Origin of the sequence: Nocardia sp. CA-135398, assembly GCF_050955845.1 — a bacterium.
GTDB lineage: Bacteria > Actinomycetota > Actinomycetes > Mycobacteriales > Mycobacteriaceae > Nocardia.
In genome coordinates this window covers 6325178-6351708 of the sequence record NZ_CP192084.1, presented here as the reverse complement: position 1 = coordinate 6351708, position 26531 = coordinate 6325178, and the positions used below count along the sequence as shown (strand labels likewise).

The window sequence follows — 26531 nt, the reverse complement described above, 5'->3', positions numbered from 1 at the left end:
GGCGCGGTCCGTTTCGGCGCTGTCGGCCGAACTCCGTACGAGACGAGGGGGCGCGGTGTGTGGATACCCGGCCGAGCGAGGGTGGGCTGGATGTGTTGCGGCGCGGGACATCTGTCAGTCCTCGGCCAGATCCAGGAAGTCCTGCTCATTGCGTTCGGCGAGTCGGACGTACAGCCGCCCGGCGCCGTACAGCACCGGGTACACGGCAATGCCGAGCAGCAACCACGGCAGCCGCACCCCGAGCAGAACCAACGATCCCGCCGAACCGAGCCGGAAAAGCACCGGGAGCGAACACAATACGAGCACCATGACCAATCCGACCCGCACCGCCAATCCCAACTGCGCCCGAATCAGCCCGCCGATCAGCGCCTCGCCGATCTCGGTCTGCTCGACCACCTCCGTGCGGGTCCGCGCGCGCCGCGCGCCACGGCGTTCGGCGAGCACGACGCGCTGTCTGGTCGGACGCTGCGGAGTGGTCACGGATTCGTCCACTGCTGTCGCGGCCCGTGCACCAGTCGCTGCTTGAGCTCCCGCACCTGCCGACGGCTGACCGGCAGCTCCACTGCCGCGGCATTCCCATCGGCCCGCAGCCGGACCACCGTTCCGGTGCCGACCGTGCGCAGCCCGGTCACCAGCCGAAGCGCTACCAGATAAGACCGATGCACCCGCAGGAATCCGGCGTTCTCCCAACGCGATTCCAACGCCGACAACGGAATCCGCACCAGATGCGAGCCGCCGCTGGTGTGCAGTCGCGCGTAATCGCCCTCCGCTTCCACCCAGCTCACGCTCGACCGGTGCACCAGCGTGGTGACCCCACCCAGCTCGACCGGGATCACCTCATTGGGATCGGTGCGCGGTGCCGCGACGGCCGGGGTAGGTGTCGCGCGTGCCGTGACGATCCGGCGCACCGCCTCCGCCAACCGCGCCTCGCGCAGCGGTTTGAGCAGATAGTCCACCGCCCCCAAATCGAAGGCCGCGATCGCCTGATCATCGTGGGCCGTCACGAACACCACGGCGGGCGGGTTCGCGAACTCGGACAGGATGCCAGCCAGTTCCATCCCGTCCAGCCCGGGCATATTGATATCGAGGAATACCGCGTCGATCGGATGTGCCCGCATCAGCCGCAATGCGCTGGTCGCATCGTTCGCGCTGTGGATCTCACCGACGCCCGGCTGGGCGCGCAGCAAATACACCAGCTCGTCCAGAGCGGGCTTCTCGTCGTCCACGGCGAGCACACGCAGTGCGGCGGCGGACTGGTCGGTGGTCCGGGTCACAGTCGTTCCATCGTAAGCGGAGCCTGTTCACGGCTGAGTCTGATGTCGACACCGGGGCGAATCGGGGCTGGCTTCGCACGCTTCGGCCCGGGCAGGCATGTGGGGTCACGCCTGGATGCCAGCGCGGAACTTCGGAACGCGCAGACTCACCTTCGTGCCCGCGCCGGGGGCCGTCTCCACGATCAGGCCGTAGTCATTGCCGAAGGCGGCCCGCAGCCGGTCATCGACATTGGCCAGACCCACATGGGCGGATTCGCCGGAACCCGCTGGGCCGGTTCCGGTTTCGATGGCATCGAGGGCACCGGAGCGCAGCAGATCCGGATCCATCCCGATGCCGTCGTCCTCGACGCTGATCACGCAGTCGGTACCCGCATCGGCCGCGACGATCGTGACCGTGCCGCCGCGCGTCGCCCCGGCCAAACCGTGCCGAACCGCGTTCTCCACCAATGGTTGCAGCGCCAGGAACGGCAATACGACGCCGAGTACCTCCGGTGCGATCTGCAACCGCACCTGCAACGCATCACCGAACCGGGCGCGCTCCAGCGCCAGATATCGCTCGATATTGCGCAGTTCGTCGGAGAGCAGCGTGAATTCGCCCGCGACGCGGAAGGAATATCGGGTGAAGTCCGCGAACTCCAGTATCAGCTCGCGCGCCCGATCGGGATCGGTACGCACGAAGGACGCAACGGTATTGAGCGCGTTATAGATGAAATGCGGGCTGATCTGGGCACGCAACGCACGCACCTCGGCCCGATCGAGCCGGGCCCGCGAGGCGTCCAATTCCGCCAATTCCAGCTGCCCACAGGCATATCGCGCCACCTCAGCGACCGCACCCAGCCGCCCCGGCTCCGGCTTCCCAGTGGTCACCACGCCCAAAGCGCCTGCCACCCCGGCATTTTCGATGAGCAGTGGCTGCGCGATCAGCGTCCGCCCGGCATGTTCACTGCGACCCGGTCCCGACACCAGCACCGGCCGCTCGGTCGCCACCGCCCGCCTGGCCGCATCGGCGAAGGGTTCGGCCAGATCCGAATGCGGTCCGTCCCAAGCCAGCAATATGCCATCGGGATCGGCGACGCCCAACGCGTCGGCTCCGGTCAGTGTGCGCAGATGCGGCGCGGCTTCCTGAGCGGACCGATCGTTCAAACCCTGCCGCAACGGGCGGGCGGCCAGTGACGCCGTATGCAGTGCGCTGTACACCGCCCGCTCGGCCGGAGTGGTCACCACCCGCCGCGTCCGTGACCAGACCAGCAGCGCGCCGACCATCAATACCGCCCCGGCCACCGCCGCGACTACGGCGGTCGTCATCGCGCTTCCACCGAACGTCTCCGCCACAGCCACCTCATCGCCTGATTATCGCGGCGGGCCGACCGAATCCGCGCCCGGCAGTGCCGATCGGCCCAACAGCACCAGCAGAATCAGCGCCGATCGGTCCCGTGCGCCTGCAGAATCCGTGCCGACAGCGCCGATCGACCTGACGGCACCGCCAGAATCCGCATCCCGCTGGGCCCGGTTGCCGATCAGCGGTGCCCAGGGGCCCTGCCGGATACAGTCGTGCCCATGACCGCGGGCTACTCCGGGACGCCGCTGGCGAAGAAGATCGGAATCAAATCTGGCCACCGGGTGCTGCTGCGGCATGCACCCGCGGGCTGGCGGATCCCCGATCTGCCACCGGACGTCGCGATCGTCACTGATGAGCCCGAGTCCGCGGACGTCATGCTCGTTTTCTTTCGCGAACTCGCCGACCTGGCCGAGCAGGCTCCGGAACTGGCCGCCGGACTGAAAGCGGGCGCGATGCTGTGGATCGCCTGGCCGCGCAAGGCGGGCGGGCACGTCAGCGATATCGCCGAGAACGATCTGCGCGAGTTGCTGCTCCCGATCGGCGTCGTCGATGTGAAGGTTGCCGCGCTCGACAACGATTGGTCCGGTTTGAAATTCGTCTGGCGCAAGCGCGCTTGATCGAGGGCTCGCGTAGGGTCGAGCGATCCGCGAACCACCCCACTGTCGCGGAAATCGGACAGCCGCAACAGTGGTCGCGAGACGCGCCGGTGATCTTCACCACCGACACGCCGAGCACCTGCGTCAGCCCGGCGCGGGAAGCCGAACTCGTCGGTGGGGACCCCTAGAATCGCTACACCAACCCCCGTCGAGACCTTGGGAGGAAGGACCGTCTTGGCCGCCTCGTCCGGATCGTTCGTTCACCTGCACAATCACACCGAGTACTCCATGCTCGATGGTGCGGCCAAAATCTCTCCGCTCTTCGCCGAGGCAAAGCGGCTGGGCATGAACGCGGTCGGGATGACCGACCACGGCAATATGTACGGGGCGTCGGAGTTCTACAACTCCGCCAAGAAGGCCGACATCAAGCCGATCATCGGCATCGAGGCCTACATCGCACCGGGTTCCCGGTTCGACACCAAGCGCGTGCAGTGGGGTGATCCCAGCCAGAAGGGCGACGACGTCTCCGGTTCCGGCGCCTACACGCATATGACCATGGTCGCGGAGAACGCGACCGGTCTGCACAACCTGTTCAAGCTGTCCTCGCTCGCCTCGCTGGAAGGTCAGCTCGGCAAGTGGGCGCGCATGGACGAGGAGATCATCGCCGAGCACGCCGCGGGCATCATCGCCACCACCGGCTGCCCCTCGGGCGAGGTGCAGACTCGGCTGCGCCTCGGCCACGACCGCGAGGCACTGGAGGCCGCGGCCAAATGGCAGGAGATCTTCGGACCGGACAATTTCTTCCTCGAGATCATGGACCACGGCCTGTCCATCGAGCGCCGGGTCCGCCAGGGGCTGCTCGAGATCGGCAAGAAGCTCGGGATCCGGCCGCTGGCCACCAACGACTGCCACTACGTCACCAAGGACGCCTCGACCAATCACGAGGCGCTGCTGTGCATCCAGACCGGTAAAACACTCAGCGACCCAACGCGTTTCAAGTTCGACGGCGACGGCTACTACCTGAAGTCCGCGGAGGAGATGCGGGCGATCTGGGATATGGAGGTGCCCGGCGCCTGCGATTCCACCCTGTTGATCGCCGAGCGGGTGCAGTCCTACGACGAGGTGTGGCAGCACCGCGACCGGATGCCGATCTTTCCGGTGCCCGATGGCCACGACCAGGCCAGCTGGCTGCGCCACGAGGTCGACCTCGGACTTCGCCGTCGCTTCCCGGACGGCGCGCCGCAGGAGTATCTGGACCGCGCACAATACGAAATCGGCGTCATCCTGGAGATGGGCTTCCCGGCCTACTTTCTCGTCGTCGGCGACCTGATCAACCACGCCCGCGAGGTCGGTATCCGCGTCGGTCCCGGCCGTGGTTCGGCGGCCGGTTCGCTGGTCGCCTACGCACTCGGCATCACCAATATCGACCCGATTCCGCACGGTCTGCTCTTCGAGCGCTTCCTCAATCCCGAGCGCGTATCGATGCCCGATATCGATATCGACTTCGACGATCGCCGCCGCGGTGAGATGGTCCGCTACGCGAGTGAGAAGTGGGGCGCCGACCGGGTCGCCCAGGTCATCACCTTCGGCACCATCAAGACCAAGGCCGCCATCAAGGACTCTGCGCGAGTGCTGTTCGGTCAGCCCGGTTTCGCCATCGCAGACCAGATCACCAAGGCGCTGCCGCCGCCGATCATGGCCAAGGACATCTCGGTTTCCGGTATCACCGACCCGGAGCACGAGCGGTACAAGGAGGCCGCCGAGGTTCGCGAACTCATCGCGAACAATCCGGATGTCGCCAAGATCTACGAAACGGCGCGCGGTCTCGAGGGTCTGATCCGCAACGCGGGTGTACACGCCTGCGCGGTCATCATGTCCTGTGATCCGCTCACCGATGCGATCCCGGTCTGGAAGCGGCCCCAGGACGGTGCGCTCATCACCGGCTGGGACTATCCGTCGTGTGAGGCCATCGGCCTGCTGAAGATGGACTTCCTCGGTCTGCGCAACCTGACGGTGATCGGTGACGCGCTGGAGAATATCCAGGCCAACCGCGGCATCGACCTGGATATGGACCGGTTGCCGCTCGACGATTCGCGCACCTACGAATTGCTTTCCCGCGGTGAAACTCTCGGCGTGTTCCAGCTCGATGGTGGGCCCATGCGCGATCTGCTGCGCCGCATGCAGCCGACCGCGTTCGAGGACATTGTCGCCGTAGGCGCGCTGTATCGCCCCGGCCCGATGGGCATGAACGCGCACAACGACTATGCCGACCGCAAAAACAACCGGCAGGAAGTCAAGCCGATTCATCCGGAGCTGGAGGAGCCGCTCAAGGAAATCCTCGGTGAAACGTACGGCCTGATCGTCTACCAAGAGCAGATCATGCACGTCGCGCAGAAAGTGGCCGGCTACTCGCTCGGTCGAGCAGATATTCTGCGCCGCGCGATGGGTAAGAAGAAGGCCGAGGTGCTGGCCGCGGAGTTCGAGGGCTTCGAGCAGGGCATGCAGGCCAACGGATATTCCAAGGCGGCCATCAAGGCGCTGTGGGACACCATCCTTCCGTTCGCCGGTTACGCGTTCAACAAATCGCACGCCGCCGCCTACGGCCTGATCTCCTACTGGACCGCATATCTCAAGGCGAACTATCCCGCCGAATATATGGCGGCCCTGCTCACCTCCGTCGGCGACGATAAGGACAAGGCCGCGGTCTACCTGTCCGATTGCCGCCGCCTCGGCATCACCGTGCTGCCGCCGGATGTCAACGAGTCCGAGATGAACTTCGCCTCGGTGGGTAAGGACATCCGCTTCGGCCTGGGCGCGGTGCGCAATGTCGGTGCCAATGTCGTCTCCTCGATCATTCAGGCGCGCAAGGAGAAGTCGAAGTTCACCGATTTCTCGGACTATCTGAACAAGATCGACGCCATCGCCTGCACCAAGAAGGTCACCGAATCCCTCATCAAGGCAGGCGGATTCGATTCGCTCGGACATCCGCGCAAGGGTCTGCTGCTGGTGCATTCCGATGCCATCGATGCGGTGATGTCCACCAAGAAGGCCGAGGCGATCGGCCAGTTCGATCTGTTCGGCGGACTGGACGACGGCGACGATTCGGTGGCCTCGGTCTTCAATGTGAAGGTGCCCGACGAAGAGTGGGAGACCAAGCACAAGCTGGCGCTCGAGCGGGAAATGCTGGGCCTGTACGTATCCGGACATCCGCTCAACGGCGTCGAACATGTGCTTGCGGCACAGGCGGATACGGCGATTCCGGCCATTCTCGAGGGCGATATCAAGGACGGCGCCCAGGTGACCATCGGTGGCATCCTCGCCTCGGTCAACCGTCGCATCAATAAGAACGGCCTGGCCTGGGCCTCGGCGCAGATCGAGGATCTGACCGGTGGTATCGAGGTCTTGTTCTTCCCGCAGGCCTATTCGGTGTACGGCGCGGACGTGGTGGAGGACGCGGTCGTGCTGGTGAAGGCCAGGGTGTCGGTGCGTGATGACCGGATCTCCTTGATCGCCAACGATCTCGCCGTCCCCGACCTCTCCTCGATCGGTGTGGCCAAGCCGCTGGCGGTCGTCATGCCGACCCGCCTGTGCACGCCGGACAAGATCGGCGAACTCAAGCGCATCCTGTCCAGACATCCGGGCACCGCGGACGTCCACGTCCGCCATGTGGGCGCCCGCGACAACACGTCATTGTGGAAATTGGATGACAGCCTGCGGGTTTCACCGTCCTCGGCCCTGATGGGTGACCTGAAGGCCCTGCTCGGTCCAGGTTGCCTCGCGAATTAGCGCTACGGCTGGATCGGTAGCGTCGCCGATTGTCGGCGATCCCGCGCACGAGGAGCACGCCGATAAAGGCGATGATTTCCACCTTCGGCTATGCGTTCAGACAGTAAGTTCGGCCATTGCGTGATCCGCCGGGCTGACCGCCTCGACCTGCTGGGCCCGGCGGTGTAGCGCGGCCGCCCATGCGACGGTGGCCAGTGCCGCGAGGCCGAGGGCAACGCCGATCCAGCCGACCGACGGGTAGCCGAGGCCGCCGCCTATGGCCAGCCCGCCGAGCCACGGGCCGACGGTGATGCCGACATTGAATGCGGAGAAGTTGACCGCTGTCGCGAGGGTCGGCGCAGCCCCGGCCAGCGCGAACACCCGAGTGTTCAGTGCGGGATTCGTGGCGAATCCGAAGGCGCCCAATAGGAATACCAGGATTACGACGGGTACGGGCATGGTTGCGGTCAGTGCCAGCACTGCCGAGATGCTGATCACCCCGATCATGCCGATCGTCAGTAGGCGGAATGGATGGGCATCGGCGGCGCGCCCGCCGAGCGTGATGCCGATCAGGGCGCCGATGCCATACAGCGTGAGCACCAAGGGAATCCAGGTCTCCGCGATGCCGGTGGTGCGGGCCATGAGTGCGCCGAGGTAGGCGAAGGTGACCAGTAGCGCGCCGGTCGAGAGCGCGGTTGTGCTGTAGGACAGCCAGAGACGCGGGTTGATCATGGTACGTAGTTCGCGGCGCAGGTTCGGCACCTCGGCGGGGCGTCCGGCCGGAATCTCGGCCGCCACCCCGGCCATGGCCAGCGCGGACAGGATGGCGACCGTCCAGAACGCGGCCCGCCAGCCCAGATGCTGGCCGATCACCGTGCCCGCCGGGAGCCCGACGATATTGGCCACGGTCAGTCCGCCCGCGACAATGCTCATCGCCCGACCGCGCGCGTTCTCGGGCACCAGACCCAGCGCCGTGGTCGCGGCGACCGCCCAGAATCCGGCGTAGACGAATGCGCCGACGACCCTGGTTCCGAACAGCACCCAGTAGCCCGGGGTCAGCGCGGCCACCACATGCGCGGCGATGAACACCCCGAGAAAGGCCAGCAGCGCGGTGCGGCGCGGCCAGCGCAGGGTGAGCACGGCGAGAGCGGGCGCGCCTACCAGCATGCCCAGTGCGAATGCCGAAATCAGCAGGCCCGCTCGGGGGATGGAGACACCCAGGTCGGTGGCCATTTGGGTGAGCAGGCCGGAGAGCATGAGCTCCGAGGTTCCCTGGGCGAAGATGGATAGCCCGAGTATGTAGACGGCGAATGGCATCGGGAGCCCTTTCCAGTTTTGGATTGATCAGTTCAAAATTGAGACAAAAAGAAGCTGAATCGCTCAACCTGCAGCACCCTGAGTCGGGCAGCGTGGCACGTGTCGAACGCTGTGCTGGATGAGTCGCGCCGGTGTGCGCTGCTGGTTCGGCGTGGGTGGTGGCCGAGGTCGGCGTCAGAGCACGCTCAATGCTGTTGTCGCGATCGCCTCCATGGTGTCCTTATCGGCTCCACCGCGCGCCGCGACGCGCATACCGCTGATCGTGGTGACCACGAAATGTGCCAGCGTGCGGGCGTCTTTGCTCGCATCGATCTCGCCGGACCGCTGACCCGCCCGGATAACCGTGGTCAATGCGTCGAGCCTGCGCTCCAGGTCGGCGCGCAATGTCGCCGCCACATCCGGATCGCGCGGCGCCAACTCGACCGTCGAGTTGACCACCAGACAGCCGATGGGGTCGTCGGCCGGTGCGTCGATGGTCTGGCGCAATAGCGTGCGGATTTTCGCCCGCGCGGGGAGATCGCTGTCGAGCACGTCGAAAATCGAGGCGTTCTTGCTGCTCATGTATCGCCGCAGTGCCCGATCGAACAGCTCGTGCTTACTTGTGAAGGTGTTGTAGATACTGCTTCGACCCAAACCTGTTGCCTCGCAGAGGTCTTGGGTCGAGGTGCCCTCGTAGCCCGCGGCCCAGAACGCCCGCATGGCCGCGTCCACCGCCCGGTCCTCGTCGAATGCCTTCGGTCGTGCCATGGGTGCACGCTAGCATATTTTGAACTAGTCAGTCCAATATGGCTACGGTGAGACCGCGGTTCCGAGCGAGAGCGCCGCGAGGAACTTCGGTCCGTCCGCGTAGAACTCGTCGAGCTCGCGGATTTCGAATCCGGCGCGCTCGACGGTGCCGCGAATATCGCGATCGAGATTGCAGCCGCCCGCGATCGCCTTCTCGATCGGATTCAACCGGTGCTGCCATGCCTGGACGCCCGGATCCGGCGCGAGCCCGTGTTCGACGAAATGCAGCGTCCCGCCGGGGACGAGCACCCTGCGCACCTCGGCCAGCGCGGCCGCGATATCCGGAATGGTGCACATCGTCCAGGTCGAGAGTGCGGAGTCGAAGCTGTTATCGGCGAAGGGCAGCGACTGACCGTCGAGCCCGGCGCGTTCGATCGGCACGGTCGCCTCGGCCAGGCGCTTATCCGCCAGACGCCAGCCGAGGTCGGCGGGTTCCACGGCACTGACCGACTCGACGGCGGCCGGGTAGAAGGGGATGTTCAGCCCCGATCCGAAGCCGATTTCCATCACGCGTCCGTGCAGCCCGGCGCAGGCGCGCTCGCGCTGCGGATTGTTCATCTTGGCCCCGCAGACCAGATTCACCAGCCGCGGTACGACCTGATCGTTGTAGATGCCCACGCACTCACTCTGTCAGGGTCCGTGTGCCGCAGGCAATGGTCAGCCGGTCGAAAGGGCGGGTCCGATGTCGACGGGCCGACTGTCCGGCGACATGCGATGCTGGCTCGGTGACCTTGTTCGAGGTATGGGCTCCACGACCGGAACGGGTGCGTATCGAGGTCGATGGCGCCGTGCATCCGATGACCAGGTCCGGCGACGGTTGGTGGCGGGCCGAAGTGCTCGCGGTACCGGGCACGCGCTACGGCTATCTGCTCGATGACGATCCGACCGTCCGGCCCGACCCGCGCTCGGTGCGGCAGCCCGACGGCGTGCACGGCCGATCGGCGGTACACGCCCTCGATCCGGCCGGGTGGACCGATGCGGGCTGGACCGGCCGCCCGCTGGCCGGTGCGATCATCTACGAGCTGCATCTGGGCACCTTCACCCCGGAGGGCACCTTCGACGCCGCCGTCGAGCGTCTCGACCATCTCGTCGAACTCGGCGTCACCATGGTCGAGTTGATGCCGGTCAATGCCTTCGACGGCAGCCACAATTGGGGCTACGACGGTGTGCTCTGGTATGCGGTCCACGAGCCCTACGGTGGGCCGGATGGTTTGCAGCGCTTCGTGAACGCTTGCCATGCACAGGGTTTGGCGGTCGCCCTCGATGTCGTCTACAACCATCTCGGACCCTCCGGCAATTATCTGCCCCGTTTCGCGCCCTATCTGACCGAGGGGCGCAATACCTGGGGTCAAAGCCTCAATCTGGACGGTCCAGCCTCGGATCCGGTGCGCCGCTTCATAATCGAGAATGCGCTGCGCTGGCTGCGCGATTTCCATATCGACGCCCTGCGCCTGGACGCGGTGCACGCACTCGTCGACCGCACCGCCACCCACCTGCTCGCCGAACTGGCCGCCGATACCGAATCCCTTGCCGCCCATGTGCGTAGGCCACTGACCTTGATCGCGGAGAGTGACCTCAACGATTCCCGCCTCATCACTCCACGCGCCGCGGGTGGTTACGGCCTGACCGGCCAATGGAACGACGACCTGCACCACGCGGTGCACACCGCGGTTTCCGGTGAGCGTCAGGGCTACTACGCCGATTTCGGTTCGCTGCGCTGTCTTGCTCAGACACTGACACGCGGATTCTTCCACGCCGGAACCTATTCCAGCTTCCGCGGTCGGATCCACGGCCGTCCGATCGATACTCGACTCATCCCGGCGAGTGCTTTGCTCGCCTACACCTGCACCCACGATCAGATCGGCAATCGGGCGATCGGTGACCGGCCCAGCGCCTACCTGACCGACGGACAGCTGGCGATCAAGGCCGCGCTGGTGCTGTTCTCGGCATATACGCCCATGCTGTTCATGGGGGAGGAGTGGGGCGCGCGCACCCCGTTCCAGTTCTTCACATCGCATACCGATCCGATGATCGCGGCCGCCACCGCCGCCGGCCGCAAGGCGGAATTCGCCGAACACGGCTGGGACAGCGACGATGTGCCGGACCCGCAGGAGCCCGAAACCTTCCTCCGGTCGAAGCTGGATTGGTCCGAACTCGAACATGATCGCCACGTACGACTGCTGTCCTGTTATCGAAAGCTGATCGGTTTGCGACGCGAGCGGGCCGAGATAACGGACCCGTGGCTCACACAGTTATCTGTCGACTACGACGAGAACGCTCGCTGGATCGCGGTGCGCCGCGGCCCGCTGACTTTGCTGTGCAATCTCTCCGAAGAGCAGGTCACCGTGCCTTTCGCCGGACTTTCGCTGCTGTCGTGGGAACCCGCGACCGAAGGCGTCTCCGCGACGGAGATACCGGGCCATTCGTTCGTGATACTCGCGGGTACATAGTGGAACCCCAGCTCGGACAGCGATTGCCGAAAACCTGCTGAATGTAACTGTCCGAGACACAATATTGCCGAGTGTGACCAGCGCTATTACCGTTGAAATATGAGCAACGTGGCTCCATCCGGGGATCTAGCGAATCTCCCCGATGGGATGGGTGGCAGCGCCGCCGCCGAATTCGCACCATTGGTACGCGCATTCGCGAAGGTCTTCGGGCACCGTCGGGGGGCGGGCGGCGCATTGGCCGTACATCTGCGCGGTGAGCCGCTGGTCGACATCTGGACCGGCAGCGCGGGTGACAAGCCGTGGAGCCAGGACACCGGCACGATCATCTTCTCCGCCACCAAGGGCATCACCGCAACGGTTATCCACCGGCTGGCCGATCGCGGTCTGCTCGACTACGAAGCGCCGATGGCCGAGTACTGGCCCGAGTTCGGCCAGAACGGCAAGGGCAATATCACCATTCGTCAGGTGATGACGCACAGCGCCGGACTCGGTGGCCTCAACCCGATCGCGGCCGGACTCGAGGATGTGCTCGACTACCAGTTGATGGAGCAGCGCCTCGCCGCCGCGAAACCCGATCGCCTGCTCGGCACCCCCGCCTATCACGCACTCACCTTCGGTTGGCTGCTGGCCGGATTGGCTCGCGCCATTACCGGCCAGGGGATGGCGGAGCTGTTCCGCACCGAGGTTTCCGAGCCGCTCGGCATCGACGGCCTGCATCTCGGCAAGCCGTCCGCGCAATCCTCGACCGTCTATGCGCCGCTGGCGGGGTCTCAGCTCAGTCTGATCGGAAAGCCGGTCAGTACAAGGTTTTTGGGTCGCAGCTATGGTCTGCCGGGCGCACTCGGCGCGGCTGCGCGGTGCCTATTCCTGCCCGGACTGGAGACCATCCTGGAGGGCGAAATGCCGCCGATCCTCGATACCGAACTCGGTGCGGGCAACGGCGTCTGCACCGCCCCCGCCCTGGCCACCATGTACGGCGCGCTGGCAAATGGCGGTATGGCGGGCGGCGTGCCGTACCTGACACCGCAGACCATCAAGGCGCTCAGTCGAATTCGGACCTTCCGACTCGACCGCGCCCTGTTCTACGCGCCGATGCTGTGGCGTCTGGGCTACCACTCACTGCCGATGCCCGGCGCATACGGCGGCTTCGGCCACATCGGCCTCGGCGGCTCCTTCGGCTGGGCCGAACCCCGCCTCGGCCTGTCCGTCGGATTCGTACACAACCGCCTCTCGGCCGCGCAGCTGAGCTTCGACCAGGCCACGGCTGGTTGGCTGTTGCCGATGGTCATGCAGGGCCTGCGTACGACCCGCCGGTCCGCGGTACCGGTGGAGACGCCCGAGGCCGCGTAATCGACGATCCGCCATCACCTGCCGGGCAGCGCCGAGCGTGCTGACGACGGAAGAGAGATCGGCGGAGTTCTGACCGGGCGCACAGTGCGGCCGCGCGGACCGTGTCCGCGCGGCCGGTGGCGAAGACCTCGGCGGTCGACGCTCAGGTGAGGTAGCGGTAGGCCGGGGAATCCGGTTCCAACCGCTCGCACTGGATCGGCGACTCTTCCATCCGCTGCAGCAGCGGGCCGAGCCCCTCCGGCGCACCGAGTTCGATACCGACCAGTGCGGCACCGGTTTCCCGGTTGTTGCGCTTGACGTATTCGAACAGGGTGATGTCGTCGTCGGGACCGAGCACCTCGTTGAGGAAGCGGCGCAGTGCGCCCGGCTCCTGCGGGAAGTCCACCAGGAAATAGTGCTTGAGTCCGCGGTGCACCAGTGAGCGCTCGATGATCTCGCCATAGCGGGACACATCGTTATTGCCACCGGAGACCAGGCACACCACCGTCGAACCGGGTTCGATGGCGATTTCGGCCAACGCCGTCACCGACAGCGCGCCCGCGGGTTCGGCGATGATGCCCTCGTTCTGGTACAGCTCGAGCATGGTGGTGCAGATCGCGCCCTCGTCGACCTGCATCATGCGGAAAGAGCCCGCGCCCCTTGGCGATTCGGTCGCGGTCAGCAGCGGCAGCGAACCGTGCGAGACCACCCGGCTGCCGAATCCGGCGACCGCCGCATAGGGCAGCTGACCGATCCGGCGCACCGCGGCGCCATCGACGAATGGATCGATCCCCGGCAGCGTCACCGGACCGCCCGCGACCAGCGCGGCGGTCATCGAGGCCGCGCCCGCCGGTTCGACACCGAGGATGCCGGTGCTCGGCGAGCGCTCCCGCAGATAGGTGCCGATACCCGCCAGGCAACCGCCGCCGCCGACCGGGATCACCACCAGATCCGGCGTCCGGCCGCCGAGCTGTTCCAGGAATTCGGGCGCGATGGTGCCCTGGCCGGCCGCGGTGCGCGGATCGTCGAACGGCGGCACCATGGTCGCGCCGGTGCGCTCGACATCCTCGACGGCGGCCGCGGCGGCGGCGTCGTAGGTTTCGCCGACCGCGATCAGCTCGACGAACTCGCCGCCGTGCACCCGGATGCGGTCGCGCTTCTGCTTCGGCGTGGTGGTCGGCACGTAGATGCGACCCTGGATGCCCATCGCATTGCAGGCGAAGGCCACGCCTTGGGCGTGATTACCGGCGCTTGCCGCGACCACGCCCGCGGCTCGCTCGGACGCGGTGAGCTGCACGATCAGGTTGTAGGCACCGCGCAGCTTGTAGGAACGCACGGCAGTGAGGTCTTCGCGCTTGAGATAGACCTGCGCCCCGGTCAGCGCGGAAAGCCGGGGACTGTGCTGCAGCGGGGTGGCCTCGATAATGTCGGCAATTCGCTTGGCGGCGGCGTCGATCTCGTCCGCGGTCAGCGCGGGACGGGATGTGGACTGGTCGTCGAGAAGTTCAAGCGGATTGGACACTCGAAATATGCTGCCACCCGCCGCGTCGGGCGGACGCGGCGGGTGGGAGTCGGAGGGCAAACGATCGGTTTACCGGCGTGAGCTACTGCGGAGTCAGGACGAAAACCGGAATCTCACGGTTCGTCTTGGTCTGATAGTTCGCGTAATCGGGCCAGACCTCGACCGCGCGCGCCCACCACAGCGCCTTCTCCTCGCCGAAGACCTCGCGCGCGGTGTAGTCCTTGTTCACGGTGCCGTCTCGCAGCTCGACATGCGGCTCGGCCTTGATATTCCAGTACCAGACGGGATGCTTCGGCGCGCCGCCCAACGAAGCGACCACAGCGTATTCGCCGTCGTGCTCGACCCGCATCAGCGCGGTCTTGCGCAGCAGCCCGGTCTTCGCGCCCTTGGTGGTCAGCACGATGACGGGCTTGCCCTGCAGCGTCAGGCCCTCGGTGCCGCCGGAATTCTCGATCAACTCGGCCTGCTCACGGGCCCAATCGGATGTGCTCGGTGCGTACTCACCTGTCAATGGCATGACACCCGCAACAACGCGAAGCCCGCCTCTGTTCCCCGCGAAATGTTAGGTAGCCCGAACTTCCTCATCCGTGTAGCCTGACGACATGGCAGTGGTCCCCCTTCAGGCCCGCCCCACGGCGGTAGATATCGCTGGCAGCGCGTGGCCGATGTACAAACTCGAGGCGATCGCCCTCGGGCTGGTCATCTGCCTGGTCCTCGCACTGATCACCGGATCGCTGCAGGTCGCCGTGTTGGTCGCCGCCGCTGTCGGAACCGGCCGCTGGGTCGTCGGCCGAGTAGGCGCGCACCGGCGGGCGTAGTCCGGGCGCGCACTGCCGCCGAGTGGCTCTTGGTCGAATGGTCGCTCGAGACCGACGTGGCCATGGACGCCATCCTATTTCAAGATCAGGTGGCACTGGTGGCGGCATCGGCCGAGAGGCCCCGCCACCAGTGCCACCTGATCTTGATCGAGACTTAGGCGATGTCGAGGGGGAGGCTGGGGAGTTCGGTGCGGGAGAGGACGCCGAGTTTGGGATAGGCCTTGTAGAGGTGGTGGCCTACGGTGCGGGGGCTGAGGAAGAGTTGGGCGGCGATGTCGCGGTTGGACATTCCTTGGGCGGCGAGGCGGACGATCTGGAGTTCCTGCGGGGTGAGGCGGGCGAGGACGCCGGTAGTCGGGCGGCTTGTGCTGCCGACGCCGAGGGCGGCCAGTTCGGTGCGGGTGCGGTCGGCCCACGGAGTCGCATCGAGGCGGTCGAAGGTCTCCAGGGCGGGCTGAAGGTGGTTGCGCGCCTCGGTCTTTCGACGGTTGCGGCGTAGCCATTCACCGAAGAGCAGTTGGGTCCTGGCCTGTTCGAAGGGACGTCCGCCGCGTTCGAGTGCGGCTTGAAAGTGGCTCTCCGCCTTGGCTTCCGGCCCGGCCAAAGCCAGACAGCGCTCGACGAGCGCGGTGACCCACTCTTGTCGCGAGGCCGTGGCCCAGCCGCGAAGCCGATCCAGCGCGTCACCCGCTCGCTCCGGACTGCCCATGCGTACCGCCGCCTCGATCAGGTCCGGTAGGGCGCGCAGACCGATCACATGGTGGCGGGCGGGTTCCACGGTCAGCAACTCCAGCCGGGACAGTGCACCGTCGACCTTGCCGAGCCCGAGATCGAGCACGCCGAGCGCCGCCAGCGTCCACGGTGCGCCCGGCGCGGCCGCACCACCGAGTTCCTCGGCGAGGGCACGATCGACGAACTCTCGGCAATCCTGTTCACGCCCCTCCAACGCCGCCAGATAGGCGAGGTAGCTCGACATCTGGCTGATCCAATGCCGCTGCCCGATATCCTGGGCGATCCGCAGCCCTTCGAGCGCGGCGATGCGGCCCTCGCGCGGTCGGCCGAGGAACAGTTCGGTCTCGGCGCGGAAGAACAGCAGGGTCGGCAGCAGCGCTATGCGGCCCTGGTCGCGGCATTCGGCAATGAGGGTCTGCGCCAGCTCCGCGGCCTGCTCGTCCTGCCCGACGACCAGCCCGGCACCGCACATCTGCACCAGATCGCGCGGGCTGTCGGCGCCGTTGCGGCGGGCGGCGGCGGCCGCGTCGCGCAGGTCGATGGTGAATCTGCCGTCTATGCCCGCGACCGTGTATCGGGCGATGGGTGTCATCGGTTCGGTGTCGGGCAGGTCCAATGTGTTGATGTGCGCGGCGATCTCCGCGAGTTCCGGTGCGCCGAGGTACCAGGCCGTATGCACCGCCTGCATGAGAATACGCGCGGCTCGGGCCGGATCGTCGGTACGCACCTGATCGGCGCCCGCGAGCAGCAGCCGGTGCGCCGAGAGTGGTTTGCCAGCACCGAATTCCGCGGTGGCGCGCACCAGATCCAGTCGGGCTCCGAGCATTCGGTCAGTGCTCAATCCGGCCGCGCGATCGGCCAGTCGGCTCGCCCGGTCCAATTGGCCCGCCTCACTGGCGGTTTCGGCGGCCGCCACCAGCCGCCGGACACGGGCGATGGCGTCGGTGCTCAAACCCGCGGCGCGTTCGTAGGCGGCCACGGCCCCGGAATAGCCGCTGCGCCGCCGTGCCCGATCGGCCGTGTCCTCGAGCGCTGCGGCGGTGGTCTCATCCGGTCCGGTCGCCGCCGAGGCCAAGTGCCAGGCGCGCAGGTCGGCATCCTCGGGCTCGGTCAGCGCGGTGGCGAGGGCGGCATGCGCGGCGAGCCGCTGCGTCAGCGGCGCACCCTGGTAGACGGCCGAGCGCAGCAGGGGGTGGCGGAAATTCACGCTCACGCCGTCACTGACGACCAACCCGGTGTCCGCGGCGGGCTGTAGGTCCGGTAGCCGCGCCCCGAGCTCATCGGCGGCGCGCAGCACCGTGCTGAGATCGTTGGTACCCGCCGCGGCCGCAATCAGGAGCAATGTCCGGGTGGCCGCGGGCAGTCTGGTCACTTGGCCGTGAAATGCCACCTGGAGCCGCTGGGTCAGCGGCAGGGGATTCGGCCCGTGACCCGATTCGGCGTCCTCGGCGGCCAAAACCGCGGGCAACTCCAGCAGCGCGAGCGGATTGCCGCTCGCCTCGGCCAGCAACCGGTACCGGATGGCGGGTGAAAGCCCCGGACCGCGACTGTCCACCAGCGCGGCCGCCGACTCCTGGGCCAAGCCGGTCAGCCTGAGTTCGGGCAGGCCGGGCGCGGGGAAATCCCGCTCGCCGGTGCGCGTCGCGAAGATGATCACCACACCTTCGGCATCGAGTCGCCGCGCCGCGAACAGCAGCGTCTCCGCTGTCGCCCGATCCAGCCAGTGCGCGTCATCGATCAAACACAGCAGTGGCCCCTCGGCCGCCTCCTCGGCCAGCAGTGACAGCACCGCCAACCCGATCAACATCCGATCCGTCGGATCATGCTGAGCCAGACCGAACGCACCGCGCAGCGCATCCCGCTGCGGTGCGGGCAACCCGTCCACCAGTGCCATTCCCGGCTTGATCAGCAGATGCAGCCCCGCGAACGGCAACTCCGCCTCGGACTCGATTCCGGCACTGCGCACCGCCGGAATCCCCTGCGCCGCCGCATAATCCAATAACGCCGTCTTACCGATCCCCGGCTCCCCGCGCACCACGAGCGCCCCGCTGCGTCCGGCGCGAGCCGCCTCGAGAAGCCGATCGATCCGAGCTTGTTCGACTTCTCTTCCGTGGAGCATCTGCCCACCGTAACCGTCGAACGAGTCCGAGTGACCGACACCCGTTTCATCGGCGCTTCGACGGCAACCGATCGCGGTCTTCGGCGACCCCACCTGGTTGTAGCCGCGCTAGGATACTCGCGAAAATCCCGTTCGCCGCAGGCTTTTGCGTTGAAAGACAACATTTTCATTAACATCCGCAGCCGCCGCATCGATGATTCGGGTAGTCGAGTACGCAGGATTCGACGGTAATCGGGGCGGAGGATTCATCCATGAAACGACTGGTGGTCTGCTGCGACGGCACTTGGAAGGCCGAATCGAGCAGCACGGTATCGAATATCATCAAGATCGCGCAGACGATCCGGTACGAGGCGCCGGGACCGTCGGGGGAGCCGATCCAGCAGTGGGTCAGCTACGTATCCGGGCCGGGTGCCCGCGGTTTCCTCGCCGACCGTCTGATGGGTGGTGCGTTCGGACTCGGACTCGAGGCGAATCTGTCCTCCGCGTACTGGCATCTGGCACTGAACTGGCAGCCGGGGGACGAGATCTACATCTTCGGCTTCAGTCGCGGTGCGTTCACCGCTCGTAGCCTGGCCGGTCTGATCGGCCGCATCGGGATCATGACACCGGATGCGATGATCGAGGGAAAGTACCCGGACGCCTTGCGAATTCACCATCAGCCGGCGCCGGCGCGGACCCCGGAGAACCCGGATCCGAAGGAACCGCAGGAGTGGATCGACTTCCGCAAGCAGAACTGCTGGGACGCCCCGGCCAAGATCGACTTCATCGGGGTCTTCGATACCGTCGGCGCACTGGGCGTGCCCGGACTGACCTCGCTGCGGCACCGGTTCCACGATGTGAAGCTCGGACGCAATGTCTACTGCGCGCGGCAGGCGCTGGCGCTCGACGAGCGGCGGCGCAATTTCGAACCATGCCTCTGGGAGGTGCCGATCGAACCGGATGTGAAGTACTCCCACGACTACGACCGAGTGAAGCAGGTCTGGTTCGAGGGCGTGCACAGCGATATCGGCGGCGGCTACCAGGAGTGCGGACTCTCCGATATCACCTTGCAATGGATGGTCGAGCAGGCCGAGGCGGTCGGGCTCGCCTTCGACCGCGACCGGTTGGAGGGGCTGTCCCAGCGGTGCGCGACCGCGGGTGCGAAGCATATGGAATTGCATCGCTCGCTCGGCATCGGATACCGAATCCTCAATGTGCTGCGCACCATTCGCCAGCCGCGCAACCCGCGGTTCTACTGGGACTCCTGGCGGCGGCTGTACACCGAGGGTGATCGTGGCGTGCGCCTGGCCTCCACCGTGCAGGACGCCACGGACTACCGCCCCGCGAATCTGCGGCGCTGGCTGCAGGACAATGACGGGATGGTCCCCGAGACGCTGATCGAGAAGACCGGCACGGTAACGGCCATTGCGCCGGAGGAGCCCTCAGCGCACCAGTAGCGCCACCGGCAGCCGGGCGAACAGCTTTTCCAATCGGGCCCGGCCCTGGAAGGTGTGGCCGGTCAGCCGATCGGTCCAATTGCCCTGCGGTAGTTCCAAAGTGGTATCGGCCCACCCGGTTTCGGCCAGACCGAGGCTGTGCCGGGTGGCGGCCACGATCACCTCGGGCGTCTCCCCGGCCCGGCCGCGCGCGTAGGCGACCAGTCTGCTCTCCTGCTCGCCCGTGGCGAACAGGGGCAGGTAGGTGCCGCCGACGAAACAGTCCGGACGTTCGCGGCGCAACCACAGCGCATAGGCGACGATCCACATCTTCGCCGCGCCGGTGGTGTCCAAAGCCGGTGTGCCGGTGAGCGATTGCAGCAGTCCCGCACGGGCCGCGAAGTCCACCGGGCGGCGATTGTCCGGATCGACGAGCGTGTCCTCCCAGAGCTCGCAGCCCTGGTAGATATCGGGAATTCCGGGTCCGCACAGCTGAAGCAGTTTCTGTGACAGCGAATCCGACCAGGCGTGCGGGGCGAGTTCGTGCACCAGATCACCGATTTCGGAGCCGACCGGTCCGTCGATCACCGCGTCCAGCCAGCCGTGCACCTTCGTCTCGAATTCGGCATCCGGCTCCTCCCAGGAGGTGTGCACACCGGCCTCGCGAATCGCCTTCTCCGCGAACAGATGCAGTCGCTCGCGCAGCCCGGCCACCGAGGACGCGGGGCGGCCATCGGCGGGCCAGACGCCGAACATGTTCTGCAACAGGAACAATGTCGTCGCACCGTCGGGACCGGGAGTGATCTCCTGCCAGGATTCGACGGCACGCGCCCAGGTCTCCGCGGCCTGGGACAGCACCCCGATCCGGGCCCGCACATCCTCACCGCGCTTGGTGTCGTGTGTCGACAGCGTGGTCATGGTGGCCGGCCAGCGTTGCGCGCGTTCGCTATTGGAGAGGTGGAATTCATTGAGCGAGTGGCCGAATCGGGCCGGATTGCCGCCCACCTCCTGCAGCGATACCAGCCGCGCCGCCTGATAGAACATGGTGTCCTCGACGGCCTTGGCGGTGATCGCACCGCAGACCTGACTGAATCGAACCGCCGCCTCCCCGTCGGATGCCAGCGCCGCCACCAGCACGCTCAGCGGCGCCGTCAGCTCGCTATTGCGCTTCTCCACCTCGGCGACCACCGCGCCGGTCATACCGGCCAGCGGCGCGTAATCCACCCGGTAGACCGGCATGAAGGCAAGCACCTCGATGGTGGCATTGGTCAATGCCATGGTATCGAAGCTTTCGGCATGCGCGTCGCGCTTGATCGCGGCGACCAGGCGCCGAATCTCCGGGGCCAGAATATTCTCCGCCACCGCGCGTTTGATGCGATGTTCGGTCTCGCCGATCCAGGCGCGGTCGCTGCCGTGTCCGGCGAGTTTGCGCGACAGTTCGGTCAGCGTCTGCTCACCGTCGGGGTCGATCAGCACGCCGCCGTAATCGGACAGGGCGTCGTAACCGGTGGTGCCGTCGACCGGCAGCGTCGCATCCAGCGGTTCGCGGTTGGCGAGGATCTTTTCCACGAGTAGTAGCCGGTGCGGGCCGATGAGCCGACGCAACTTCGTCAAATACGCGGTGGGATAGGACAATCCGTCCGGATGGTCGACCCGGACACCGTCGATCAGATCGTGTTCGCACCATGCGGCCAGCTCGCGGTGGGTGATCTCGAAGACCTCGGGATCCTCCTGGCGCACCGCGGCCAGGCTGCCGACCGCGAAGAACCGCCGGTAGGTGCACAACCCGGCCTTCCAGCTGACCAGCCGGTAATGCTGCTTGTCGTGGATGCGCAGCGCATTGTCGCCGTCGGTGCCCGCCGCGATGGGGAAGCGCAGATCGTGCAGTGCCAGCATCGGTTCCGAACCGGTTCGGTCCACCGTCAGCGCGGCGGGATCGTTTTCGCTCTGCAGCACCGGCAGCGCCAGCCGACCGCCCGCGCCGTTGCCCGCACTCCAATCGATATCGAAGAAGTGCGCGAACTGCGATTCACGGCCGTTGCGCAGCACATCCCACCACCACGGGTTCTGCCGGGGATCGGCCACACCGACATGGTTGGGCACCAGGTCGACGATCAAACCCATACCGCGGCTGCGCACTTCGTCCGCGAGCGCCTTGAGTCCGGCCGGGCCGCCGAGGGCCGCCGAAACCGTGGTGGGATCGGTGACGTCGTAACCGTGTGTCGAGCCGACCGTCGCGGTAAGGATCGGCGACAGGTACAGATGCGAAATACCCAGCTGCTGTAGGTATTCCGCGATGGCGCGGGCATCGGTGAAGGTCAACGCGTCGGGGCGCAGCTGGAGCCGGTAGGTGCTGCGGACCGGTGTCTGTCGGGCCGGAGTGCGGCCGCGGGAGATGGGATCGGTGTGGTGGGTCTGCATATCGGACTTGCGCGTCTCGATCTTCGGCGTCTCGGTCATCGGCGGTTTCGGTTATGCGGGGCAGTGGAGGACGAGCAGACAGCGGGCGGGGACGGCGATGGTGCTCGCCGCCGGATAGGTGGCATCGGCGCGGCCGTCGGGTGCCGAACAATCCAGTGCGACAGCCCATTGCGCGCCGTAGTCGGAGTTCGGTAGCGCGAAGTCCAGGCCGCTGTCGTGGGCGTTGAAGCACAGCAGGAACGAATCGTCGGTGATGCGCTCACCGCGTGGGCCGGGTTCGTTGATGCCGAGGCCGTTGAGATATACCGTCAGCGATTTGCCGAAGCCGCTGTCCCAGTCCGCGGGTGTCATCTCCTCACCCGCCGGGGTGAGCCAGGCGATATCGCGGGCATGATCTTTCGAGCGGATCGGTCGGCCGGCAAGGAAGCGGCGGCGTCGGAATATCGGGTGCGCGGTGCGCAGTGCGATCACCCGCTTGGTGAATTCGAACAGGTCCGAATTCGTCTGCATCAGCGACCAATCCATCCAGGCCAGCGGCGAATCCTGGCAGTAGACATTGTTGTTGCCCTGCTGTGTCCGCCCCATCTCGTCGCCGTGCGCGAGCATCGGGGTGCCCTGACTGAGCACCAGCGTGGCCAGCAGATTGCGACTCTGCTTGGCGCGCAATGCGAGTATCTCGGGATCGTCGGTGGGTCCCTCCACCCCGCAGTTCCACGAGCGGTTGTAGCTTTCGCCGTCGCGATTGCCCTCGCCATTGGCCTGGTTGTGTTTGTCGTTGTAGGACACCAGATCCCGCAGCGTGAAGCCGTCGTGCGCGGTGATGAAGTTGATACTCGCGCTCGGCCTGCGCCCGGTCGCCTCGTACAGATCCGAGGATCCGGTGAGCCGGGAGGCGAATTCGCCCAGGGTGGCGGGTTCGCCGCGCCAGTAATCGCGAACGGTGTCGCGGTACTTGCCGTTCCATTCGGTCCACTGGCCGGGGAAATTGCCGACCTGGTAGCCGCCCTCTCCGACATCCCACGGCTCGGCGATGAGTTTGACCTGGCTGACCACCGGATCCTGTTGCACCAGATCGAAGAAGGTGGAGAGCCGGTCCACATCGTGCAGTTCCCTGGCAAGCGTGGCGGCGAGATCGAAGCGGAAGCCGTCGACGTGCATATCCAGGATCCAGTACCGCAGCGAGTCCATGATCAGCTGCAGGGTATGCGGATGGCGCACGTTCAGGCTGTTACCGGTGCCGGTGTAGTCCATGTAGTGCGATGGGTCCTCGTCGACCAGGCGATAGTAGGCGGCATTGTCGATACCGCGGAAGGCCAGGGTCGGCCCGAGGTGATTGCCCTCGCCGGTGTGGTTGTAGACGACATCGAGGATCACCTCGATGCCCTCGGCATGTAGCGCTCGCACCATGGCCTTGAATTCGGTGACCGCCGCGCCGCCGCGCGGGCTGGCGGCATATTCGTTGTGCGGGGCGAGATAGCCGAAGCTGTTGTAGCCCCAGTAGTTTCGCAGGCCCTGATCCAAAAGGACGCGGTCGTGCAGGAATTGGTGCACCGGCATCAGCTCGATCGCGGTGATGCCGAGTTCCTTCAGATGTGCCACGATCGCCGGATGCGCGATACCCGCGTAGGTGCCACGCAATTCCTCCGGAATATCCGGATGGGTCATCGTCATGCCCTTGACGTGCGCCTCGTAGATAACCGTTTCGTGGTAGGGCCGATTCGGCGGACGGTCGGCGCCCCAGTCGAAGAACGGGTTGATCACCACGCCGGTCATGGTGTGCCCCAGCGAATCCTGGCCGTAGGTGTAGAGCGCGGAGTCGTTGTCGAATTCGCCGTCGAAGGCCTTGCCGTAGGGATCGAGCAGCAATTTGCTTGGATCGCAGCGCAATCCGTGCTCGGGATCGTAGGGGCCGTGCACCCGGAAGCCATAGCGCTGGCCCGGTCCGATGGTGGGCAGATAGGCGTGCCAGACGTAGGTGTCGACCTCTTCCAACGGCACTCGGGTTTCGGTGCCGTCCCTGGCGATAAGGCACAACTCGACCGCGTCGGCAACCTCGGAGAACACCGAGAAATTGGTGCCCGCGCCGTCGTAGGTCGCGCCCAATGGGTAGGCGGTTCCGGGCCAGACACCGAGGGGTGTCACCTCACCGGGCGCTGCGTCGGGCTGAGCCATGTCAACGACACTAGCGCCAGCCGGATCGCCCGCCGTGCGGGTGGTTGCGACCGGGGCGAGTCAGACCTGGTCGGGCCCGGTTTCGAGGCAGCTCCGCCGGTAGCGTGGCAATCCCGGTTCATTGCCGCGGCGGCAGTACCAGTCGCCAGGTCTGGCCGACCAGATCGTGGCCGAAGCTGTGGTGCGGATTCGATTCCACGAGTTCGAAACCCGCGCGCTGATAGATATGCCGTGCCGAGGTGAGGATGTCGTTGGTCCACAGCACCATGTCGCGGTAGCCCACCTCGGTGGCGAATCGCACGCAACGCTCGACCAGCGCGGAGCCGACGCCCAGGCCGCGCGCGGTCGGCTCGACGAGCAGTAGCCGCAGGCGCGCCGTGGTCTCGTTCTCCGCGACGCAGAACACGCAGCCCACCGGTTCGCCGTCGTATTCGGCGATCCAGGCGTGTTCGCGGTGCTCGTCGTGGTCGTCCAGATAGTCGGCGACAATGCGGGCCACGAGGGCCTCGTAGCTGGTGTCCCACCCGTATTCGGCGGCGTAGAGCGCGGCATTGCGATGGATGACCCAGCCGTAATCGCCTGGTTTGGGGGCGCGCAGCACCAATTCGCCTTGGCTCGGTCCGTCGAGAATGCGCTGGATGGTGCGCATGGAGGTGATCAGTCGCGCGCGCTCGGCCGGTTTGTGCGCATTGAGCAGGTAGCCGACTTCGGCGCTCGAGCGCCGATTGAGCACGGCGAAGATCTCCCTGCCACGTTCGGTCAGCCGGACCTCTTGGCGTCGCCCGTCGATTTCGGAGCGATTGCGCTGGACAAGTCCGTCCTTTTCGAAGCGGGTCAGGATGCGGCTCAGATAGCCGGGGTCCAAGTCGAGCGTGCGCCGCAGGGTGACGACCTCGGTGGCGCCGGAGTTGGCCAGTTCGAACATGATTCGCGCTTCGGTGAGCGAATATTCGCTGTCCAGCAGGCCCTCGCGCAGTACCCCGATGACTCGGGTGTAGCGGCGGTTGAATTCGCGCACGGCGTCGATATCGGCGGCGGCAACGGTGGTCACGGCGGCTCCCAATCTTTGACTGAGTCAAAGGATACGTCGGAATGCTCGCATCGGTGCGCACATTGGACCGGGGATCGTGCGCGCGCAGCTCGAGTGGTAACTTGAACACCGTTCAAGCCCCCTGCTGGGCTGTCACGCGACCGCGAGGAATCCTGTGGCATTGACCCCCGACGAAATCACCGCCATCGACGCCGAACATGTCTGGCATCCCTACGGCGGCTTTCCCGCGACGACCGAACCGCTGGTGATTTCCGGTGCTTCCGGAACCCGGCTCACCCTCGCCGACGGTCGGGAGCTGGTCGACGGGATGAGTTCGTGGTGGGCCGCCATCCACGGCTATCGGCATCCGGTGCTGGATGCCGCGCTGGTGGCGCAGTCGCAGCGGATGAGTCATGTGATGTTCGGCGGGCTCACCCATGAACCGGCGGCCCGGCTGGCCGCACTGCTCGTCGAGCTGACGCCCGCCGGTCTGGACAAGGTTTTCCTGTGCGACTCCGGTTCGGTATCGGTCGAGGTCGCGGTGAAGATGTGCCTGCAGTACTGGCGCGCGGCGGATAAGCCGGAGAAGCGGCGGCTGCTCACCTGGCGCGGCGGGTATCACGGCGACACCTTCACCCCGATGAGCGTCTGCGACCCGCAGGGGGGCATGCACGCACTGTGGACCGATGTGCTCGCCGAGCAGATCTTCGCCCCGGCGCCGCCGCGCGAGTATTCGGCCGAGTATGTGGCCGAGTTCGAGCGGTTGCTGGCCGAGCATGCCGATGAGCTCGCGGCCGTAATCGTGGAGCCGGTCGTGCAGGGCGCGGGCGGGATGCGCTGGCACGATCCGCGGTATCTGACCGATCTGCGGCGCCTGAGCGACCAGTACGGGGTGCTGTTGGTCTTCGATGAGATCGCGACCGGATTCGGGCGCACCGGAGCGCTTTTCGCGGCCGATCACGTCGGGGTGAGTCCGGATGTGATGTGTGTCGGCAAGTCGCTCACCGGTGGATATCTGACCTTGGCCGCGGCGCTGTGTACCTCACGGATCGCGCAGACCATCAGCGCCGAGCACGGCGGGCTCATGCACGGTCCGACCTTCATGGGCAATCCGCTGGCCTGCGCGGTTGCCGTGGCCTCGATCGAGCTACTGCTGCAACGGGATTGGCGCGCCGAGGTGAGCCGGATCGAATCGGAACTGGAAACCGGTCTGGCCCCGGCGCGTTCGCTGCCCGGGGTGGCGGATGTGCGGGTGCTCGGCGCGATCGGTGTCGTGCAACTCGATCATCCGGTGGATATGCGCAAGGCCACGCACGCCGCCGTCGAAGCGGGCGTCTGGCTGCGCCCGTTCCGCGATCTGATCTACGCCATGCCGCCCTTCATCAGCACGACCGAGGACATCGAACTCATTACCGCCGGAATGGTCGCCGCCGCCCAGGCCTGATG

General features: G+C 66.3%; 19 protein-coding genes. 7 read left to right on the top strand and 12 right to left on the bottom strand.

Annotated features, from left to right (window positions below):
• Window positions 1–114 precede the first annotated feature (114 nt).
• From ACQP1T_RS28105 to ACQP1T_RS28095, 3 genes are all read right to left on the bottom strand, one after another.
• Window positions 115–480: a hypothetical protein gene (locus ACQP1T_RS28105; protein WP_433756052.1), complete on the bottom strand. Its 366-nt coding sequence runs from the start codon at window positions 478–480 to the stop codon at window positions 115–117.
• Window positions 477–1274, bottom strand: coding sequence for a LytR/AlgR family response regulator transcription factor (locus tag ACQP1T_RS28100; protein WP_433756051.1), 798 nt, complete (start codon window positions 1272–1274; stop codon window positions 477–479). Before ACQP1T_RS28100 ends, ACQP1T_RS28105 begins: the two co-directional genes overlap by 4 nt.
• 105 nt (window positions 1275–1379) lie before the next feature.
• Window positions 1380–2579: a histidine kinase gene (locus ACQP1T_RS28095; RefSeq protein WP_433756050.1), complete on the bottom strand. Its 1200-nt coding sequence runs from the start codon at window positions 2577–2579 to the stop codon at window positions 1380–1382.
• A gap of 252 nt (window positions 2580–2831) precedes the next feature.
• Between ACQP1T_RS28095 and ACQP1T_RS28090 the strand changes: the two genes are divergently transcribed.
• Together ACQP1T_RS28090 and dnaE are read left to right on the top strand one after the other, a co-directional pair.
• Window positions 2832–3230: a DUF3052 domain-containing protein gene (locus ACQP1T_RS28090; protein ID WP_433756049.1), complete on the top strand. Its 399-nt coding sequence runs from the start codon at window positions 2832–2834 to the stop codon at window positions 3228–3230.
• A gap of 213 nt (window positions 3231–3443) precedes the next feature.
• Window positions 3444–6995 (top strand): DNA polymerase III subunit alpha, encoded by a 3552-nt coding sequence (gene dnaE, locus ACQP1T_RS28085; protein WP_433756048.1) that lies wholly within the window; start codon window positions 3444–3446, stop codon window positions 6993–6995.
• 96 nt (window positions 6996–7091) lie between these two features.
• Here the strand turns inward: dnaE and ACQP1T_RS28080 are convergent, their stop codons facing one another.
• The 3 genes from ACQP1T_RS28080 to ACQP1T_RS28070 all read right to left on the bottom strand — a co-directional run bounded on the left by ACQP1T_RS28080 (window position 7092) and on the right by ACQP1T_RS28070 (window position 9695).
• Window positions 7092–8291: a Cmx/CmrA family chloramphenicol efflux MFS transporter gene (locus ACQP1T_RS28080; protein ID WP_433756047.1), complete on the bottom strand. Its 1200-nt coding sequence runs from the start codon at window positions 8289–8291 to the stop codon at window positions 7092–7094.
• Between the two features lie 174 nt (window positions 8292–8465).
• On the bottom strand, window positions 8466–9038 hold the full coding sequence (locus ACQP1T_RS28075) for a TetR/AcrR family transcriptional regulator (RefSeq protein WP_433756046.1): 573 nt from the start codon (window positions 9036–9038) through the stop codon (window positions 8466–8468).
• Between the two features lie 42 nt (window positions 9039–9080).
• A complete protein-coding gene (locus ACQP1T_RS28070) occupies window positions 9081–9695 on the bottom strand; it encodes a class I SAM-dependent methyltransferase (protein ID WP_433756045.1) in 615 nt (204 codons plus the stop codon).
• A 107-nt stretch (window positions 9696–9802) separates the two neighbouring features.
• On the opposite strand from ACQP1T_RS28070, the gene treZ reads away from it, so the two are divergent.
• Together treZ and ACQP1T_RS28060 are read left to right on the top strand one after the other, a co-directional pair.
• Window positions 9803–11527, top strand: coding sequence for a malto-oligosyltrehalose trehalohydrolase (gene treZ, locus ACQP1T_RS28065; RefSeq protein ID WP_433756044.1), 1725 nt, complete (start codon window positions 9803–9805; stop codon window positions 11525–11527).
• Window positions 11528–11626: 99 nt separating this feature from the next.
• Window positions 11627–12877 carry a serine hydrolase domain-containing protein gene (locus ACQP1T_RS28060; RefSeq protein ID WP_433756043.1) on the top strand — a complete coding sequence of 417 codons (1251 nt, stop codon included), beginning with the start codon at window positions 11627–11629 and terminating at the stop codon, window positions 12875–12877.
• 142 nt (window positions 12878–13019) lie between these two features.
• Here ACQP1T_RS28060 and ilvA read toward each other — a convergent pair whose 3' ends face one another.
• Window positions 13020–14378 (bottom strand): threonine ammonia-lyase IlvA, encoded by a 1359-nt coding sequence (ilvA, locus tag ACQP1T_RS28055; RefSeq protein ID WP_433756041.1) that lies wholly within the window; start codon window positions 14376–14378, stop codon window positions 13020–13022.
• Window positions 14379–14460: 82 nt separating this feature from the next.
• On the bottom strand, window positions 14461–14895 hold the full coding sequence (locus tag ACQP1T_RS28050; protein ID WP_433756040.1) for a nitroreductase family deazaflavin-dependent oxidoreductase: 435 nt from the start codon (window positions 14893–14895) through the stop codon (window positions 14461–14463).
• An 85-nt stretch (window positions 14896–14980) separates the two neighbouring features.
• Here ACQP1T_RS28050 and ACQP1T_RS28045 point away from each other — a divergent pair, with 85 nt between their 5' ends.
• A complete protein-coding gene (locus ACQP1T_RS28045; RefSeq protein WP_433756039.1) occupies window positions 14981–15196 on the top strand; it encodes a hypothetical protein in 216 nt (71 codons plus the stop codon).
• Window positions 15197–15350: 154 nt separating this feature from the next.
• Here ACQP1T_RS28045 and ACQP1T_RS28040 read toward each other — a convergent pair whose 3' ends face one another.
• Window positions 15351–18047 (bottom strand): ATP-binding protein, encoded by a 2697-nt coding sequence (locus ACQP1T_RS28040; RefSeq protein WP_433756038.1) that lies wholly within the window; start codon window positions 18045–18047, stop codon window positions 15351–15353.
• Between the two features lie 251 nt (window positions 18048–18298).
• Here ACQP1T_RS28040 and ACQP1T_RS28035 point away from each other — a divergent pair, with 251 nt between their 5' ends.
• A complete protein-coding gene (locus ACQP1T_RS28035) occupies window positions 18299–19483 on the top strand; it encodes a DUF2235 domain-containing protein (protein ID WP_433756037.1) in 1185 nt (394 codons plus the stop codon).
• Here ACQP1T_RS28035 and treY read toward each other — a convergent pair.
• From treY to ACQP1T_RS28020, 3 genes are all read right to left on the bottom strand, one after another.
• Complete coding sequence (gene treY / locus ACQP1T_RS28030) at window positions 19469–21883, bottom strand: malto-oligosyltrehalose synthase (protein WP_433762394.1); 2415 nt, start codon at window positions 21881–21883, stop codon at window positions 19469–19471. The genes ACQP1T_RS28035 and treY overlap by 15 nt on opposite strands.
• 51 nt (window positions 21884–21934) lie before the next feature.
• Window positions 21935–24055: a glycogen debranching protein GlgX gene (glgX, locus tag ACQP1T_RS28025; protein ID WP_433756036.1), complete on the bottom strand. Its 2121-nt coding sequence runs from the start codon at window positions 24053–24055 to the stop codon at window positions 21935–21937.
• Between the two features lie 118 nt (window positions 24056–24173).
• Window positions 24174–25106, bottom strand: a complete 933-nt coding sequence (locus ACQP1T_RS28020) for a bifunctional helix-turn-helix transcriptional regulator/GNAT family N-acetyltransferase (protein ID WP_433756035.1) — start codon at window positions 25104–25106, stop codon at window positions 24174–24176.
• Window positions 25107–25260: 154 nt separating this feature from the next.
• Between ACQP1T_RS28020 and ACQP1T_RS28015 the strand changes: the two genes are divergently transcribed.
• A complete protein-coding gene (locus tag ACQP1T_RS28015) occupies window positions 25261–26529 on the top strand; it encodes an adenosylmethionine--8-amino-7-oxononanoate transaminase (RefSeq protein ID WP_433756034.1) in 1269 nt (422 codons plus the stop codon).
• The last annotated feature ends 2 nt before the right edge of the window (window positions 26530–26531 follow it).